Below are 16,831 nucleotides of genomic sequence, written 5' to 3'. Positions count from 1 at the left end.
AGGTTGCCCACGTGTTACTCACCCGTCCGCCGCTAACTTCTCAAAAGCAAGCTTTTAAGAAGTCCGCTCGACTTGCATGTATTAGGCACGCCGCCAGCGTTCGTCCTGAGCCAGGATCAAACTCTCCAAAAAGTGTTTGATTTGCTCATAAATTGCGTTGCTTAAAAGCAACTGGAATTAACGTTGACGTATTGTTTTGTTTAGTTTTCAAAGTGCAATTCTAAGTTCCTGTCGCTCAGAAGCGACTTTTTTAATATAACATTTTCAAATCTTAATGTCAACACTTTTTTCGAAAATCATTTTTGTTGACATCGTCTGAATCGCTTTGTTTCAGCGACGAATATTAATATACCATCTCCTTTTTAGATGGTCAACCCCCAAAAATGATTTTTTAAGATAATTTTTTATTTCGTTTATGTCGCCTTGTAATATCGATGGTAGACCTCTTGACCCTTCGTTTCTTCCATTACTACATCAACCAACTTTTTTTCAATCAAGTATTCAAGCATAACTCCTAAATCTACTGAGTAATATTTAAGTTTAGGTTCGTTCATTAACTCGGAAATCGTCCAAACCTCATTCTTCGATTTCATTACTTCTATAAAATGTTGAGTGCCAGCTTCTGTTCTGGAGAATATTAAGAATTCACTAGCTAAAAACAATAACTCCAATCTTTTCTCTAAAGATTCTTCACTATACACAAGCTCCTCATACAATTTGTAAATTTGAGGTTCAATATGTTTTACTTGATTCCAGACAGTAATTTCAGGAAAGATTCCTTGTTCAATGATTTCAAGACGAGCTAAATGATGAAGAGAATGAACAATGTGATTGTATGCATCTAAATAATGTTTCTTTTCAAAAAAGGCTTTTCCATCCATGTATCTTCTTATTAGTTTGGCAAATTCCATTCCCATCTTTATTTTACGACCATAAAACGGAAACTCTTTCAGCTCTTGTTTAAGCTCTTGCATGTATTCATTCCGATCAAAAAGGACTTTACCGTTGTAGATCCATTCCACAACTTTGCGGTTTGATCCTAGCAATAGCCATTCCTGAAGCTGTTCCTCAGAAACAATATGCAAGGCAGCTTTTATATCTTTGTATATATAATGTTTAGTGAATACAGGATGATCGTGATCTTTCGTAACAACCAATAAGATATAATCAAAGGTATCAGTAAGGGTGCTTGAGTTGGCATCTTTTTTTATCAGCAATACCCCTAAAGTAGATGGGGAGCTTGCTCTTTCTTGATAAATAGGACGAAGAATATCCTCCATTATTTTTTTCCTCCATAACGTTGTTGTGCTACGTGCTATATTTTCGCCATTAGGGACCGTATTCCTTCTCTTATTCTCAACAATTTTCGACAAATGCTAAATGTTTATTCAATATTTCTATTTACATTTGGAAATATGATATAGTTATTAATCGGGAGGGACAACCATGGCCAAATATTCAAGTAAGATTAATAAAATTCGTACCTTTGCTCTTAGTCTGATATTTATAGGATTTATTGTAATGTATGGCGGTATTTTCTTCCGTTCATCTCCTGTAATCATGACACTCTTTATGATTTTGGGCTTGCTCTTTATTATTGCCAGCACAGTTGTTTATTTCTGGATTGGAATGCTTTCAACAAAAACCGTTCAAGTAATTTGTCCGAATTGCAAAAAAATAACAAAAATGCTTGGCAGAGTTGATATGTGCATGTATTGTAATGAACCATTAACCTTGGATAAAGAGCTTGAAGGAATGGAATTTGACGAAAAATATAATAAGAAAAAACAATCATAACCCGGCTTTATCCGGGTTTTATTATGCATCAAAAAAAGCCTCTCTATTAAGAGGGCTTTTTTCACATTTCTCAATGTGCATCTTTTGCAGCGCATTGAGGGCATTCACCATAGACTTCCATGCGATGTTGGTTCACTTTAAATCCTGTCACATGAGAAGCCAATTGTTCTACTTCATTTAGACCTGGGTAGTGGAAATCCACAATCGTTCCACATTTTTCGCAAATCACATGATAATGATCCGTTGTAACAAAGTCAAAACGACTTGAAGCATCTCCATACGTCAGTTCTTTTACCAATCCGACTTCTTTAAAAACCCTTAGGTTATTGTATACCGTTGCAACACTCATGTTTGGAAACTTACCTTCTAAAGCTTTGTAAATTTCATCAGCTGTAGGATGTGACATTGAATCAATTAAGTACTCCAAAATCGCATGACGCTGAGGTGTGATTCGGACACCTGTTTCTTTAAGGGTTTCTAAAGCTTCTTTCAATTGTTGAGAAGACACCGTCATGCACCTCATTTCAATTCGATTTATTATTTAGAATATATTATTACTTTATAATCTTTATAATTAGTGTAATATCTGCAACCTTCCATGTCAATAAATTGCCATTGGCTACTGATGTAAAATGGGCTCGGGAAAACCAGTTTTATGGTTAACATACCTTGCAGCTACAAATAGGAAATCAGATAAACGATTCAAATAAGAAAGAACGAGTGGATTAACCTCTTCAGACATGCTTGCTACACAACGCTCTGCTCTTCTCACAATGGTTCGAGCACTATGTAAGGCTGCTCCTGCAGTATGTCCGCCTGGCAAAATGAAGTTAGTAAGAGGTGGTAGCTCGGCATCCCATTGATCAATGATTTTTTCGAGGTCATCGATATTCTCTTTTGTTAATGTCCACTTTACTGTTTTGCCTTTTGGCGTTGCAAGCTCAGCACCAACATGAAATAATTCCGTTTGAATTTTGTGAAGCACGTTCTTAACAAGTTCCTTTTCATTAAAATTAGCATCGTTTAGCAGACTAAGTGACAATCCAATCATTGAGTTAGCTTCATCACATGTCCCGTAGGCTTCTACTCTTCTATCAGATTTTTTTACTCTTTCTCCGTAAATAAGCGATGTTGTTCCTTTGTCCCCTGTTTTTGTATAGATTTTCATATTCAATATCCCCTTGTTACATCAATTTTATTTATATAGGTTTCTCCCTTATTTACATACGTATGAAGATTGTCTTTAAAAATTTCTAATGATCTTGGCAAATATTTTTTCGTAACACTTGATGTATGAGGGCTTATCGTGATTTGATCCATCCCCCAATATGGATGATTTTTTGGCAAAGGTTCTTCATGGAACACATCTAAGATGGCATGAGCAATTTCGTTATTCTTTAATGCTTTGAGCAAAACCTCTTCCTCCACTAGATCTCCTCGCCCAATATTCATAAAAACTGCGCTGTTTTTCATGATTTCAAAGTGAGAGTATTGGAGAAGATGCTTCGTGTCAGGTGTACTTGGAAGAATAGACACAATGTAATCTGCGGTAGGAAGTAACTTATTTAAGTCATCGAACGAATGAAGCTTGTCTACATAATCCACTTTATTCCCCGATTTATTAATACCAACCGTTGTCATCCCAAACGCTTTAGCCAATCGGGCAATTTCTCCTCCGATTGCCCCTACTCCCATTATTAAAATTTCTTTATTATATAGCTCTCCCATATTTAGTCTTCTATCCCATATAGCTTTCTTTTGATTCTCCCACATTCGTCTGAATCGTTTCTCATACTGTATGAGCATACCCATTGTATATTCAGCCATCGGAATTTTATGTATACCTCTTGCGTTTGTTACAAGAATTCCCCTTTGTCCAATCATTTGAAGCGGCATTTTCTCTAAGCCTGCAGAAACAACCATGATCCATCTTAAATTTTCTGCCAGTTCTATGATCTCTTCGTTTAAATCTTCTCCGTAAGTTACAATTACTTCAGCTTCATGTAAAATACTGTCTTCTACTTTTATTCCCTTTTGAAAATAAAAGGCACAGTCCGGAAATTCCTTTTTCAATTCATTACGTAGATCTTCCGGAGGAATTAATGTAAAAAGAACCTTCATGTCATTCTCCCCTTTGAAGTTGTTTATGTTTATCATATCATCACAAGAACATTTTTGAAATTTTCAGAACATAACTTTACCTAAAAAAGTAGTGAAAAAAGAAAAAAAACGCGAGCCATTAAAATGACTCGCTTTCTAAAAAGTAAAAACATCTGAGGAGGTATTTCCTACTAAAATCATATTCAACTAAGCTTAATCATGCAGTGGACAAACGCCTTTTCCTTAAAAAATAGGCAAGCACGATTTAACTTCTTTATTATTGTTAAGATAAATGTTCTTTTACAAACTGCAGCGCTTCTTCCACATGGCCTTTGACTTTCACTTTACGCCATTCTTTCACTAATTTCCCTTCCTTATCTATAACAAATGTGGAACGCTCAATTCCCATATACTCTTTCCCAAAATTCTTTTTTAGCGTCCACACTCCATAAGCCTCTGCTGCTTCATGATTTTCATCTGACAATAACAAAAACGGAAGGCCGTGCTTTTCAATAAATTTTTCATGTCGATTGATTGGATCTGGGCTAACACCAAGAATCACAGCATCTAGTTCAGTAAAGGATTCATAAAAATCTCTGAAATCACAAGCCTGCGTCGTACAGCCTGGAGTCATATCTTTTGGATAAAAATACAACACAATATTTTTCCCTAGAAAATCTGATAACCTTACTTTTTTTCCATTGGATGCCGGCAATTCAAAATCTGGGGCTTTTTCGCCTACAACTGCTCTCATCATTTTTACCTCCATTCAAGCACTGTTCATCGTAAGCGTACCCAATTTGGACAATCTTTACAACTTTTATTATGGCTGCGAAAATGAATGACCTTTCATTTTTTCACAAAACATCAGATTAATTTCTCTCATTGTCATAATCAATGACTGTCCTAACCACAAAAGCTGCCGGTAGTGTATATCCGATAAAGGATTGAATTGTCGCGATCCATCGACCGATCCCGATCGGAAACATATCACCATATCCAACTGAAAATAATGTCATCGCACTAAAATAAAAGGCAGATCCTAATTTCGAAAAAAAATTCCCGGAAAGTTCAGAACCACGTTCTAAAATGACCGGTATCTGTTTCATTTCAAATAGCAAATAAATCGAGCCAAATCCCGCACAAATAGTCCCATATAAAAACAGGAGCCATAACAAATCAGTTAACGCAATTTTTTGGTCCGTCAGATTAGTAGGAGCAAATAAGGCTTTAATACTCATAAACATGCAGAAGATAATGGCTGCCAATAAGATATAAAAAGTCATCAAGATCTCTCCCCTGTTTTAGGACTACTACTAAAATTTACTCATGCATAGGACAGGTTATGAGATTTTTTTCACTTTGGAGGTTCTTCTATTCATAAAATCGTCGATACTCTCCATTTACAAGCCTTTAAGAAAAAATGCTAAAATAGGCTTCGAAAGAATATAGTGATTTGATTGATATTTTAGGAGGCATTGGCAATGAATTTCTCAAAGTCTGAAGCTTTACATAAAGAAGCATTGGAACATATCGTCGGAGGAGTAAATAGTCCTTCAAGATCATTCAAGGCTGTAGGCGGCGGAGCACCTGTTACGATGGAACGAGCTAAGGGAGCTTACTTTTGGGATGTAGACGGCAATCGCTACATTGATTATTTGGCAGCTTACGGACCAATTATCACAGGACATGCTCATCCACATATTACAAATGCAATCAAAAAAGCAGCAGAAAATGGTGTACTATATGGAACTCCAACTCCCCATGAAGTAAAATTCGCAAAAATGCTCAAGGAGGCCATCCCTTCACTAGATAAGGTCCGATTTGTAAACTCAGGAACAGAAGCTGTTATGACAACGATCCGTGTTGCCCGAGCATATACAGGAAGAGACAAGATCATTAAATTTGCTGGCTGCTATCACGGCCATTCCGATCTTGTTTTAGTTGCAGCAGGTTCTGGTCCATCCACACTCGGTACTCCTGATTCAGCTGGAGTTCCAAAAAGCATCGCCCAAGAAGTTATTACTGTTCCATTTAATGATATCGAGCCATTTAAAGAAGCACTAGAGAAATGGGGAGACCAAGTAGCAGCTGTTCTTGTGGAGCCGATTGTCGGTAACTTCGGAATCGTTGAGCCGAAACCAGGATTTTTGGAGGCTGTCAATGAACTGACTCATCAAGCCGGTGCACTCGTCATTTACGATGAAGTGATCACTGCCTTCCGCTTTATGTATGGTGGTGCTCAAGACTTACTTGGTGTTAAACCAGATTTAACAGCTCTAGGTAAAATAATTGGCGGGGGACTTCCAATTGGGGCTTATGGTGGTAAAAAAGAAATAATGGAAAAAGTAGCTCCTCTTGGTCCCGCTTATCAAGCAGGAACGATGGCAGGAAATCCTGCATCCATCCTATCCGGAATCGCTTGCTTAGAGGTTCTTAAACAAGAAGGAGTATATGAGCATCTTGACCGTCTTGGCGCAATCCTTGAAGAGGGTATTTTAAAGGCAGCTGCTCTCTATGAGATTCCTATTACGATTAATCGACTAAAAGGAGCATTAACTGTCTATTTTACGACAGAAAAAGTGGAAAATTATGCACAAGCGGAAAACACGGACGGTGAAATGTTCGCTAAGTTTTTCAAGCTCATGCTCCATCAAGGCATCAACCTTGCTCCTTCAAAATATGAAGCGTGGTTTATAACGATCGCACATACAGAAACCGACATTCAGGAAACCATTAAAGCTGTTGAAAATGCCTTTAGACAATTAAAAAACGCTTAATATTTATTCATTTTTTATGCACCCTTGAGAACAAAATTTCTCAAGGGATTTTTCTTTATATCATTGAAAACGTTTACATTATTACTTTTTTGTAACTATGCATCTCAAATATTCGAAAATTTATATCCATATGAATGCATAAATAATTGATTTCTGAAAATTTAAATGATATGATAAGACTACTATTCTGAAAATTTTATCATTACTTAATTTTTCGATATCATTCTTACATTAGTCCTTTAATTTAATTATTCTTAGATAATTCTTTATAGGAGGTGAATGGCAGTCAATAAGGAACTTCCTTATTAAAGCCACATACGATGAGTCAACAATGGAGCCCAAGTTTATTTCAAGATTTTCACAAACAAGAGCATGATGCATGCGGAATTGTTGCGTGTATTGAGAAAAAGAAAATCCCAACGAGAGAGAATATTTTTGCCTGTATCAATGCTTTAGTCACGATGAACCATCGTGCTGGTTTTATTAATGGAGAAGGAGACGGTGTTGGAATTCATATTGATATTCCCCGTGCCCTTTGGAGGAAAAAGCTTGAAGAGAATGGCATAAATCCACAACTAGCTGAAGATCAAAATTTTGTTGTTGGCCACTTTTTTCTGAGCAGAAAGGGAGATAAAAGCAAGCTTCAATCCGAAATTAGAGAAAAGTTTTCACAAAAAGGGTTAGCACTTGTTTTTGAATCTGATACTGTCCACAATCCTAATGCACTTGGTCCGATTGCCATTCAAGAAAATCCCGTGTTCTGGCAGGTTGCATACGTAGCGGAGACGAATAGTCAAAAAGAGCTTTCAGCTATTCTTTTTGAGCTCATTCATACCATTGAAGAAAACGAGCATATCCATGTTGCATCTTTAAGTCAGTATCATGCTGTTTATAAGGTAATGGGAGCAGGTGACATCCTGCCAAAATATTATAGAGATTTAGCAGACCCGTTAGTTGCTTCGACTATGACACTTGGCCACAATCGATATTCCACCAATACATTGTCCAGCTTTTTCCGTGTGCAGCCTTTCAGTGTTCTTGGGCACAATGGTGAGATTAATACCATTTCTAAGTTGCGTGATGAGGCAAAAATGATCGGAGTACCGCTTGTAAAAGATGGAAGCGATTCGCAGGATTTGAGCAGAACGATTGAAACGCTCATTTGTCGACATGAATATTCACTTTTTGAAGCAATGGATCTTGTTTTCCCTCCAATCGTAAATGAAATCAAGGTGTATCCTGAACATAAACAAAACCTCTATACCTACTTAAGAGAAGCATGGGGGCATTTCGCACAAGGTCCAGCGGGTATCATTTCCCGTTTTGGCGATGAAGCAGTATTTTCGGTAGACGCTTTAGGATTACGACCTTTATGGAACTTGGAGACAGAAACATCCTACCTGTTTTCATCAGAACCAGGGATTATCCCTTCATCAGAATATGTAGGAGACCCTAAACCAATCGGACCTGGGGAAAAAATCGGACTAAAATGGAACGGAGATCACATAGAGCTTTACGATTACGAAAAATATCAAGAGGAAGTGTATAGTCGCTACGATCAAAGATTTCAATTGAACAACGATCATGTTCGCCTTCTGCCACCAGCTCTTGAAAAAGTCGTGGCTGTAACGTATCCAGAAAAAATTCATAATGGTCAATATAAAGCGTTTGGATGGGAAAGAGACCATGTCCAGCTTATTGAGCAGATGGCTGAAAAAGGAGTCGAACCCATTCGCTCTTTAGGACACGATGCTCCACTTGCTGCTTTGAATCCTGAAAGAAAAAATTTAGCGGACTTTATTAAAGAGAGCGTGGCCGTTGTTACGAACCCTGCGATTGACAGGGACCGTGAAACAGAGCACTTTTCAACGAGAACCGTTATTGGCAGAAGACCTTCTTTATTCGAGAAACAAGAGATTCAAACAGTAGTAGAGCTATTGACTCCTCTACTAATAGAAGGAAAAGTAGGGTATGACTGTTCAAAAGACTTGAACCAGCCAAGCTACGACCAATTTATTAAGCATTTCCAGGATAAAGGGCTTATTCACTTTATTTCTGTAACCTTCTCGGAAAGCGAAACATTGAAAGAAGCTTTAATCCGAATCGAAAAAGAAGCCATTGAAGCAGTTGATAACGGTAAAACGCTGATTGTATTGGATGATGCAAAAGCACATCAGCCAGACCATTTATGGATCGATCCGCATCTTATTACATCAGCGGTTGATCAGGCGCTTGTTAACTCTGGAAAAAGAAGAGACTGTTCCATCTTGTTACGTTCTGCTGCCATTCGTTCTCTTCATGACATTATTGTTGCTTACGGCTTAGGAGCAAACTTAATCAGCCCATACTACATGTTCCTTACAGTAGCAGAAGAAAACCTTCAGCCTGTGAAAAATTTATACTCTGCCCTAACAAAAGGCTTGGAGAAAGTAATCTCAACCATCGGAATCCATGAACTGAGAGGCTATGGCCGTTTGTTCTCAAGTATCGGATTACACGAGGAGATTGCACAATATTTAAAGATTGTAAATTTCCTAGGATCTGATCAACTTTCACTAAACTTAGAAGCATTGAAGGAAGATGCAAAGAAACGAGCAGAAGATTTCCATAATGAAAACGAAAGAGTAGGAAAAACATTCCATCTCTTCCCTCGTATTTGGAAGGCCATTGGTGAAGTTGCCGCTTCAGGTAACTATGATGCTTATCGCGAAAAAATCTCTGAACAGGAAGAACAAAATCCGACGACAATTCGTCATTTAACAGCATTAAAAAAATCTCCACATCCAGTAAATCCGAATGAAGTGAATATTGGTGTAGGTGAGCACGACCTACCATTCGTCATTGCGTCTATGTCGTTTGGATCTCAAAACGAAATCGCCTTCCGAGCTTATGCAGAAGCAGCTGATCAGCTTAATATGGTGAGCTTGAATGGAGAGGGCGGAGAAATTAAAGATATGCTCGGAAAGTATCCGAAGACACGCGGACAGCAGGTAGCTTCTGGACGATTTGGTGTCAATGCCGAGCTATTAAACTCTTCTAATCTATTAGAAATAAAAATTGGTCAAGGTGCAAAGCCTGGAGAAGGCGGACATTTACCTGGTTCAAAGGTGACAGCAAAAATTGCTGAAGCGAGAAATGCGACAATTGGATCTGATTTGATTTCACCTTCAAATAACCATGATATTTACTCAATCGAAGACTTAGCCCAAATGATTCACGAGCTGAAAACAGCTAACGATCAAGCGAAGGTTGCTGTAAAAGTTCCGGTAGTACCTAACATAGGAACAATCGCAGTAGGTATCGCAAAAGCGGGAGCTGATATCATTACATTATCTGGTTTCGATGGTGGTACAGGTGCTGCCCGCATTCATGCCCTCCAGCACGTTGGACTTCCAGTTGAAATTGGAGTCAAAGCGGCTCATAATGCCCTGTTAGAAGCTGGTCTTCGCCACACAGTCGAACTTTGGGCAGACGGTGGTATTAAGAGTGCTCTTGATGTCATGAAAGTTATGTTGCTTGGTGCAAACCGGGTCGGCTTTGGTACTCTATCCATGATTGCCGTCGGATGTACGACTTGTCGAGGATGTCATCTTGACACCTGTCACGTGGGTATTGCAACGCAAATTGAGTCAGAGGCTCAAGCTAAAGAGCACGGATTACGCCGTTTCGTACCTAGAAAATTCGATCTCGCTGTCCAAAACTTGAAAAATCTGTTCTCGGCTTTTGGAAGTGAACTAAAAGCATTGACAGCTTCACTTGGAGCAAAAAACCTACAGGATTTAGTAGGCCGCTCTGATTTATTAGAACAAGTCAAAGGAAAAGAACTACTTGATTTGACTTACCTGTTAAAAACATTGGAAATTGGACAGTTTTCTTATAAGGAAGCTGCAGATACCGTTAAAAGCGCAGCCCTTCAAATAGCAGTTGGCGCTGAATATTTAGATGCTAGCGTTGATGAGCTTCACCAATCTAGAGAATACAGTTCTGTCACATCTGAACAGCGCGTGCTTGGAAGCCGTGTTTCCTGCCATAGGGTAAGAGGAAGACTGGATGGCTCCTATACTGCTCTTCCACCTGTGAAGCTTTCCTATAAAAACGGCTCCATTCCTGGGAACGGATTAGGTGCGTATAACAGTGCAGGTATTAGCATTGAAGTGAACGGAGGAGCTCAGGATGGAATCGGTAAAACTTCCTTTGGAGGCAAAATATTAATCTTTAAATCTAAAGGAAAAGACGGGAAATATTATAACGGTTCCGTCGGTAAAGGCTTTGGCTATGGTGCTCAAAAAGGGCTGCTCGTTGCTCAAGGCGATGCCGATGCCCGTGCCGGAATCCGATTATCAGGTGCAGACGTGATTATTGGTGGTCACCTGAAAAAGCCAATCCCAGCAAAAGAACACGGAAACATTGGTGTAAACTCTAATATTAAAGGTTTTGCATTTGAATATATGACAAATGGAAGAGGACTTGTTCTTGGAGATATTGGACCATGGGCTTGTGCAGGTATGACGGGAGGAGTTATCTACCTTCGTCATCAGCCTGAAATGGGATATACAAAGGAAGCTATTGAACGTCGTATCGCCAAAGGAGCAAAGGTTTCCGTTCAACCTCTTTCTCCTAAAGGCATGCAAGACGTACAAGAATTACTCAGTACTTATGTCGAGCTTCTTAAAGAACAAAAACAATTTGATGAAGCTGCTAAACTTGAAAAACTCTTGGTCAAACCTGAAGATCATTTCCTTCAAATCGTACCTGTAAAAGAACAAGCAGATCCATCAGTATCAACTGAATAATTAGGTAAAAAGCTGTTCTATAAGCGCCTGGCTCCTTTAGCTGTTACTCAATATTGAAAAAGCAGTTCTTGTTTTCAATATTGAGTCATAAAGGGGACCAGGCTCTTTGTTTTAAGACAGCTTTTTTACCTTATCCATTTTTTCACTCCTCAGCCAATCATTCACCCCTTTCTTTTACTACGAAAACCTTTAGGATAACCTTAGGGCTCTATTACATCTTTTTCACAGAAATATGACAGTTTCATTGATTTTCGTTATTATTTACATGTTAAATCTTGCACATGTTCATGAAACCCTGTATATTACATTATTGTTTAATTAAAAAAGGAATGGTGTACATTAGAATATAACCGTTTCAGGGAATAACTTTCAGAAAGGAATTTTTTCTCATGAAGCTTGGTGCCCGCATATTAAAAACGGGAATCGCAATCATATTGGCACTTTTTTTATCGCAATTGTTACAATTACCCGCTCCAGTATTTGCAGGAATCGCTGCCATCTTTGCTATTCAGCCAACGATTTATCGATCCTATCTTTCCGTTTTAGAACAAATCCAGGCAAATCTTATTGGCGCAGCGGTTGCTATTATATTTGTGTTAGTTTTTGGAAATCATGTATTTATAGTAGGTCTTGCTGCTATTATTGTGATCATTATTAATCTTAAGCTGAATTCTGGAAATACGATCATCCTATCGCTTGTTACCGTCATTGCAATTATGGAAAGCCAAGGCGATAATTTTCTGCAATTTGCCTTAATTCGATTTTCTACCATTATGCTTGGAATTCTATCTGCTTTTATCATGAACCTAGTGTTTATTCCACCTAAATATGAAACCAAACTCTATCATAAGATTGCTAAGGTAGCCGAGGATGTATTTAAATGGATTCGTATTTCAACGAGACACGCATCTGAGCATACACTTTTGAAAAATGACGTAAACCGACTGAAAGAACAAATTATTAAAATTGAGCAGCTTTATATCATGTTCAAGGAAGAACGGGAATACTTTAAGAAAGCTACGTATGCAAAATCACGAAAGCTTGTTGTATACAGGCATATGATCGCAACAGTAAAAAAAGCGTTAGATGTACTAAAGCGCCTTAATCGCTTTGAAAATGAGTTTCACAGAATGCCAGATATCTTTCAGACGCAAATTCAGCAACAATTGGATTTCTTAGTATTCCAACACGAGCAAATTCTTTTAAAATTCATCGGTAAGATTAAATTGAATACTACGATAGAGGACAGCGAATTTTTATCCAACAAAGAGTTGATGGAAATATTCTTCGCCCAGTTAAAGAACCTTGACGATGAATACGAATACTGTCTGTACCATATGATGCCTTTTGTGTCCGCTATTATCGAATATGCTGAACATATCGAGCATCTTGATAAACTAGTTAACAGCTTCCACAACTTCCACAAAGAACAAAATGAAGTCACTGTTCAGGAATTACCTGAAGAGCATTAAAAAGCAGCTGATTACTTAGTCAGCTGCTTTTTTACATTTTAGACAAAGTATATTTCACACACATTCAGACTGATTCATTCAGCTGCTCCTTTTAATTCTTCATCCGCGGATCTAATGCATCTCTTAACCCGTCACCCATTAAATTGAATCCTAATACCGTTAACATAATAGCTAATCCCGGAAAAATCATTGTCCAAGGTGCTTGTATTAGAAAATTCTTCGCGTCGGATAACATTTTCCCCCATTCTGGATTAGGTGCTTCTGCACCGAGTCCAAGAAAGCCTAATGCTGCAGCTTCTATAATGGCTGTAGCTATCGCTAATGTACTTTGAACGATAATGGGCGCCATACTGTTAGGTAGGATATGGTTGAATAAAATGCGAGAATGGCTCATCCCAATCGCTTTTGCCGCCATGATATATTCTTCCTCTTTTACACTTAACACTCTCGAACGAATGAGTCGGCCGAAGGTAGGAATGTTGATAATGGCTATGGCAATTAGAGCATTTTTTAAAGAGGGGCCTAAGACCGCAACGATTGCAATAGCTAATAAAATACTAGGGAAAGCTAACATAATATCAAATATTCTAGATATGAATCCGTCAACCCATCTCCCGTAATATCCTGCTATGATTCCTAATAACGATCCAACAACAACGGAACCTAAAACGGAGAAAAATCCAACCCATAAAGAGATTCTTGCTCCGTATATTACTCGTGAAAAAATATCTCTCCCAAAATCATCTGTTCCAAACCAATGCTCACTAGATGGTGGCTGCAATCGATTAGAGAGCATTTGGTCATTTATTCCTGAAGGTGCTATAACAGGAGCAAAAATAGCCACAACTATAAAAAATAAAACAATAAGCGTGCCGATTACAGCCAATTTATTTTTTTTAAAGCTTCTCCAAGCTTCAAGCCAAGGTGATTCAACTTTTTCTTCTATAATAGGTGGCTGGTATTTAGGGTTCGTTGATAGCTCCAAACGTATTCCCCCTTCCTAACGATATTTAATTCTTGGATCAATAGCTGCATATAATAAATCGACTACTAAGTTAATCATGACAAAAATGAACGCGATCACCAATACGCCGGATTGGATGACCGGATAATCTCTATAATTTATGGCTTCATAAATATACCGCCCAATACCAGGCCAGCTAAATATGGTCTCTGTTAATATGGCCCCTCCTAGTAATAAACCCGTTTGTAAACCGATTACGGTTAACACCGGAATAACGGCATTTTTTAATGAATGCTTATATACAACCCAGAACATCCTTAACCCTTTTGCACGGGCTGTTCGGATAAAATCAGATCTCATAACCTCTAGCATCGTTGATCTTGTAATACGTGCAATGATGGCCATCGGTATGGTGGCTAAAGCTGCACTAGGAAGAACAAGGTGTTTGACCACATCAATAAATTGATCCATCCTACCTTGTATAAGGGTATCTATCATGTATAAATTCGTAATGGCTTCTACCGGATTTCTCACTTCGTCTCTTCCCGAAGTAGGCAGCCATTCTAAATTAATCGCAAAAACCCATTGTTCCATTAAACCTAACCAAAAAATCGGCATGGAAACACCAATTAAAGCCAAAACCATCGCAACATAGTCAAACCAAGAATTTTGATACCAGGCACTAATGATTCCAGCATTTACTCCTATAAAAATGGCAATTAGCATAGCACATAGAGATAACTCGATGGTTGCCGCCAAATAAGGCCAAATCTCTTCACTAATAGGGGCTTTTGTTCTGATTGAATCACCTAAATCCCCATTCAGTAATCCTCCGAGATATTTTATGTATTGGGTGTACCAAGGTTGGTCTAAGCCTAATTGCTTTGTTAAATCTGCAATTGCCTCTTTTGTCGCAAGTTGTCCTAAAATAAGCTGAGCCGGATCACCCGGGATGGCTCTAATGATGAAAAACACAATGAAAGAAAGACCTAATAAGACTGGTACTAAGTGCAGGATTCTTCTAATTGAGTACGCGACCATATTTCTCACCTCTCTTTATAAGGTTGAAACAAAATCCCCTCACTAAGAGATTTTGATAGAGATTAAATTCTGAATAGAAAAGAAATCCAGATTTAACCTCCCTTTCTACTTATTCCTATCCCTTATAGGTTGCTCGTAATAAGGGGCGACTCAAAAGCATTTAGCGAGTCACCCCAAATTGGACATTCCATTTATACACTTAATGGTAGCGGAATAGCTCCATTAAATCTTATTTGAATTCTACGTTTGAAAGCAGATCAGAACCAGTTGGATGTGGTAAGAAGTTAGCAATATCCGCTCTACCTGCTAATGCCGGTTGTGAGTGAACTAACGGAATCCAAGGTGCATCTTCTTTAATAATGACTTGCGCTTCTTTATATAACTTTTCGCGTTCAGCTTGATCCACAGTTGATTGAGCCTTAATCAGTAATTCATGGACTTTAGGGTTTTTATAATACGTATAGTTGTTGCTTCCAATACTATCTTGATCTAGTAATACATATAAGAAGTTATCAGCATCTCCGTTGTCACCCGTCCAACCAAGTAAGAACGAATCTGCTTCCCCAAGACGCGCCTTATCTAGATAAGTACCCCACTCATAGGAAACAATTTTTGCTTTAACTCCAATTGCAGCGAAGTTAGCTTGAATAGCCTCTGCTACTTTCTTTCCATCAGGCATATATGGTCTTGCAACAGGCATAGCCCATAGTTCCATTTCGAAACCATCTGGATATCCAGCTTCCGCTAATAATTGCTTTGCCTTTTCAGGATTGTATTCGTAATCTTGAACTTCATCATTGTAACCAGCTACTACAGGTGGCATTGGGTTCTTTGCTGGTTCTGCAGCTCCAGCATAGAAGGCATCAATGAGAGCTTGTTTATCAACCGCATGATTCAATGCTTGACGGACTAACTTTTCCTTTAATGGTCCGCGAGTTGAAGTCAATCCTACGTAACCAACGTTTAAAGACGGACGATTGAAAACTTGAAGATCTTTGTTTGCTTCGATCTGTGGAACATCACTGAAGTTCACACCGTCAATTAAATCTACTTCCCCTGCATTTAATGCATTTAGACGAGCTGAGTTTTCTGGAATCACTCGGAAAATCACGCTATCCAATTTAGGAAGTCCTTCTTGCCAATAATTTTCATTCTTAACAAGCGTTATTTTGTCGTTGCGTTTCCATTCTTTAAATTTAAATGGACCTGTACCAACAGGGTTTTCCATAAATTTATCACCATATTTTTTAATGGCTTCAGGACTAGCAATAGCAAATGGTGACATGGCTAAGTTTTTGAAGAAAGGAGCTAATGGTCTGTTTAGTGTAATTTGAACCGTTAGAGGATCAACCGCCTTTACTTCCTTAATGGTGTCTCCAAATTGAGAGTTATAATAGTAGAACTGTTCTTTATTGCCTGCTTTCCAGCGCTCAAAGTTGAAAACAACCGCATCTGCATTGAAATCTGTGTCGTCATGGAATTTTACTCCCTCACGAAGTTTAAGAGTATAGACCAATCCATCTTCTGAAACATTCCACTCTGTTGCAAGACCAGGATGAAGCTCTGTGTCCTGATCTCCAAAATTTAGTAATGTCTCGTAAATGTTTACTGTCACTTTAAAAGATTCCCCTTCAGTTGTAGCTGCAGGGTCTAGAGAAGTAGAATCTCCTCCACGACCGAATACAAGAGTTCCACCTTTCTTGGCTTCGGTTTCAGTTTTTGTTTCCTTTTCTTTCGTATTTTTGCTTTCTCCTGTTGTTCCTTTACTGCAGCCTATTAAAGCCATAGATAATAGCAGCACTAAGGTCAACAGCTTCATCCAAGAACGTTTTCTCATCATGTTCCCCCTTCATTTTTTTGGCAAAATTACCCATTTATTATCAT

Annotated in this window: 13 protein-coding genes and 1 rRNA gene; 4 read left to right on the top strand and 10 right to left on the bottom strand. The window is 38.4% G+C overall.

Going from position 1 to position 16,831, the window contains the following annotated elements:
- Together GD441_RS07780 and GD441_RS07775 are read right to left on the bottom strand one after the other, a co-directional pair.
- Nucleotides 1-132, bottom strand: a 16S ribosomal RNA gene (locus GD441_RS07780); the annotation flags it as partial.
- 281 nt (nucleotides 133-413) lie between these two features.
- Nucleotides 414-1,280 (bottom strand): nucleotidyltransferase-like protein, encoded by an 867-nt coding sequence (locus GD441_RS07775; RefSeq protein WP_153125436.1) that lies wholly within the window; start codon nucleotides 1,278-1,280, stop codon nucleotides 414-416.
- A gap of 166 nt (nucleotides 1,281-1,446) precedes the next feature.
- Here GD441_RS07775 and GD441_RS07770 point away from each other — a divergent pair, with 166 nt between their 5' ends.
- On the top strand, nucleotides 1,447-1,797 hold the full coding sequence (locus tag GD441_RS07770) for a YgzB family protein (RefSeq protein WP_153125434.1): 351 nt from the start codon (nucleotides 1,447-1,449) through the stop codon (nucleotides 1,795-1,797).
- Nucleotides 1,798-1,867: 70 nt separating this feature from the next.
- On the opposite strand, the gene perR is transcribed toward GD441_RS07770, so the two are convergent.
- From perR to GD441_RS07745, 5 genes are all read right to left on the bottom strand, one after another.
- Nucleotides 1,868-2,311: a peroxide-responsive transcriptional repressor PerR gene (perR, locus tag GD441_RS07765; protein ID WP_153125432.1), complete on the bottom strand. Its 444-nt coding sequence runs from the start codon at nucleotides 2,309-2,311 to the stop codon at nucleotides 1,868-1,870.
- A 105-nt stretch (nucleotides 2,312-2,416) separates the two neighbouring features.
- A complete protein-coding gene (locus tag GD441_RS07760; RefSeq protein ID WP_153125430.1) occupies nucleotides 2,417-2,965 on the bottom strand; it encodes a cob(I)yrinic acid a,c-diamide adenosyltransferase in 549 nt (182 codons plus the stop codon).
- Between the two features lie 2 nt (nucleotides 2,966-2,967).
- A complete protein-coding gene (locus tag GD441_RS07755) occupies nucleotides 2,968-3,918 on the bottom strand; it encodes a D-2-hydroxyacid dehydrogenase (RefSeq protein ID WP_153125428.1) in 951 nt (316 codons plus the stop codon).
- Nucleotides 3,919-4,180: 262 nt separating this feature from the next.
- Nucleotides 4,181-4,651, bottom strand: coding sequence for a thioredoxin-dependent thiol peroxidase (bcp, locus tag GD441_RS07750; RefSeq protein ID WP_153125425.1), 471 nt, complete (start codon nucleotides 4,649-4,651; stop codon nucleotides 4,181-4,183).
- A 118-nt stretch (nucleotides 4,652-4,769) separates the two neighbouring features.
- Nucleotides 4,770-5,183, bottom strand: a complete 414-nt coding sequence (locus tag GD441_RS07745) for an ion channel (RefSeq protein WP_153125423.1) — start codon at nucleotides 5,181-5,183, stop codon at nucleotides 4,770-4,772.
- 198 nt (nucleotides 5,184-5,381) lie between these two features.
- Between GD441_RS07745 and GD441_RS07740 the strand changes: the two genes are divergently transcribed.
- The 3 genes from GD441_RS07740 to GD441_RS07730 all read left to right on the top strand — a co-directional run bounded on the left by GD441_RS07740 (nucleotide 5,382) and on the right by GD441_RS07730 (nucleotide 12,942).
- Nucleotides 5,382-6,677, top strand: coding sequence for a glutamate-1-semialdehyde 2,1-aminomutase (locus tag GD441_RS07740; RefSeq protein WP_153125422.1), 1,296 nt, complete (start codon nucleotides 5,382-5,384; stop codon nucleotides 6,675-6,677).
- A gap of 320 nt (nucleotides 6,678-6,997) precedes the next feature.
- Nucleotides 6,998-11,470, top strand: coding sequence for a glutamate synthase-related protein (locus GD441_RS07735; protein ID WP_153125420.1), 4,473 nt, complete (start codon nucleotides 6,998-7,000; stop codon nucleotides 11,468-11,470).
- A 389-nt stretch (nucleotides 11,471-11,859) separates the two neighbouring features.
- A complete protein-coding gene (locus GD441_RS07730; protein WP_153125418.1) occupies nucleotides 11,860-12,942 on the top strand; it encodes an FUSC family protein in 1,083 nt (360 codons plus the stop codon).
- A 91-nt stretch (nucleotides 12,943-13,033) separates the two neighbouring features.
- Here GD441_RS07730 and nikC read toward each other — a convergent pair whose 3' ends face one another.
- From nikC to GD441_RS07715, 3 genes are all read right to left on the bottom strand, one after another.
- Entirely contained in the window at nucleotides 13,034-13,927 is an 894-nt protein-coding gene (gene nikC, locus GD441_RS07725; RefSeq protein ID WP_153125416.1) for a nickel transporter permease, read from the bottom strand.
- 15 nt (nucleotides 13,928-13,942) lie between these two features.
- Nucleotides 13,943-14,947 carry an ABC transporter permease gene (locus tag GD441_RS07720; RefSeq protein WP_153125414.1) on the bottom strand — a complete coding sequence of 335 codons (1,005 nt, stop codon included), beginning with the start codon at nucleotides 14,945-14,947 and terminating at the stop codon, nucleotides 13,943-13,945.
- Between the two features lie 229 nt (nucleotides 14,948-15,176).
- Entirely contained in the window at nucleotides 15,177-16,784 is a 1,608-nt protein-coding gene (locus GD441_RS07715) for an ABC transporter substrate-binding protein (protein WP_153125412.1), read from the bottom strand.
- Nucleotides 16,785-16,831 lie beyond the last annotated feature (47 nt).

The sequence above is a fragment of the Peribacillus tepidiphilus genome, assembly GCF_009466385.1.
In the GTDB taxonomy this organism is placed as follows: Bacteria; Bacillota; Bacilli; order Bacillales; family DSM-1321; genus Bacillus_BN; species Bacillus_BN tepidiphilus.
This window is presented reverse-complemented; position numbering and strand designations above follow the sequence as displayed.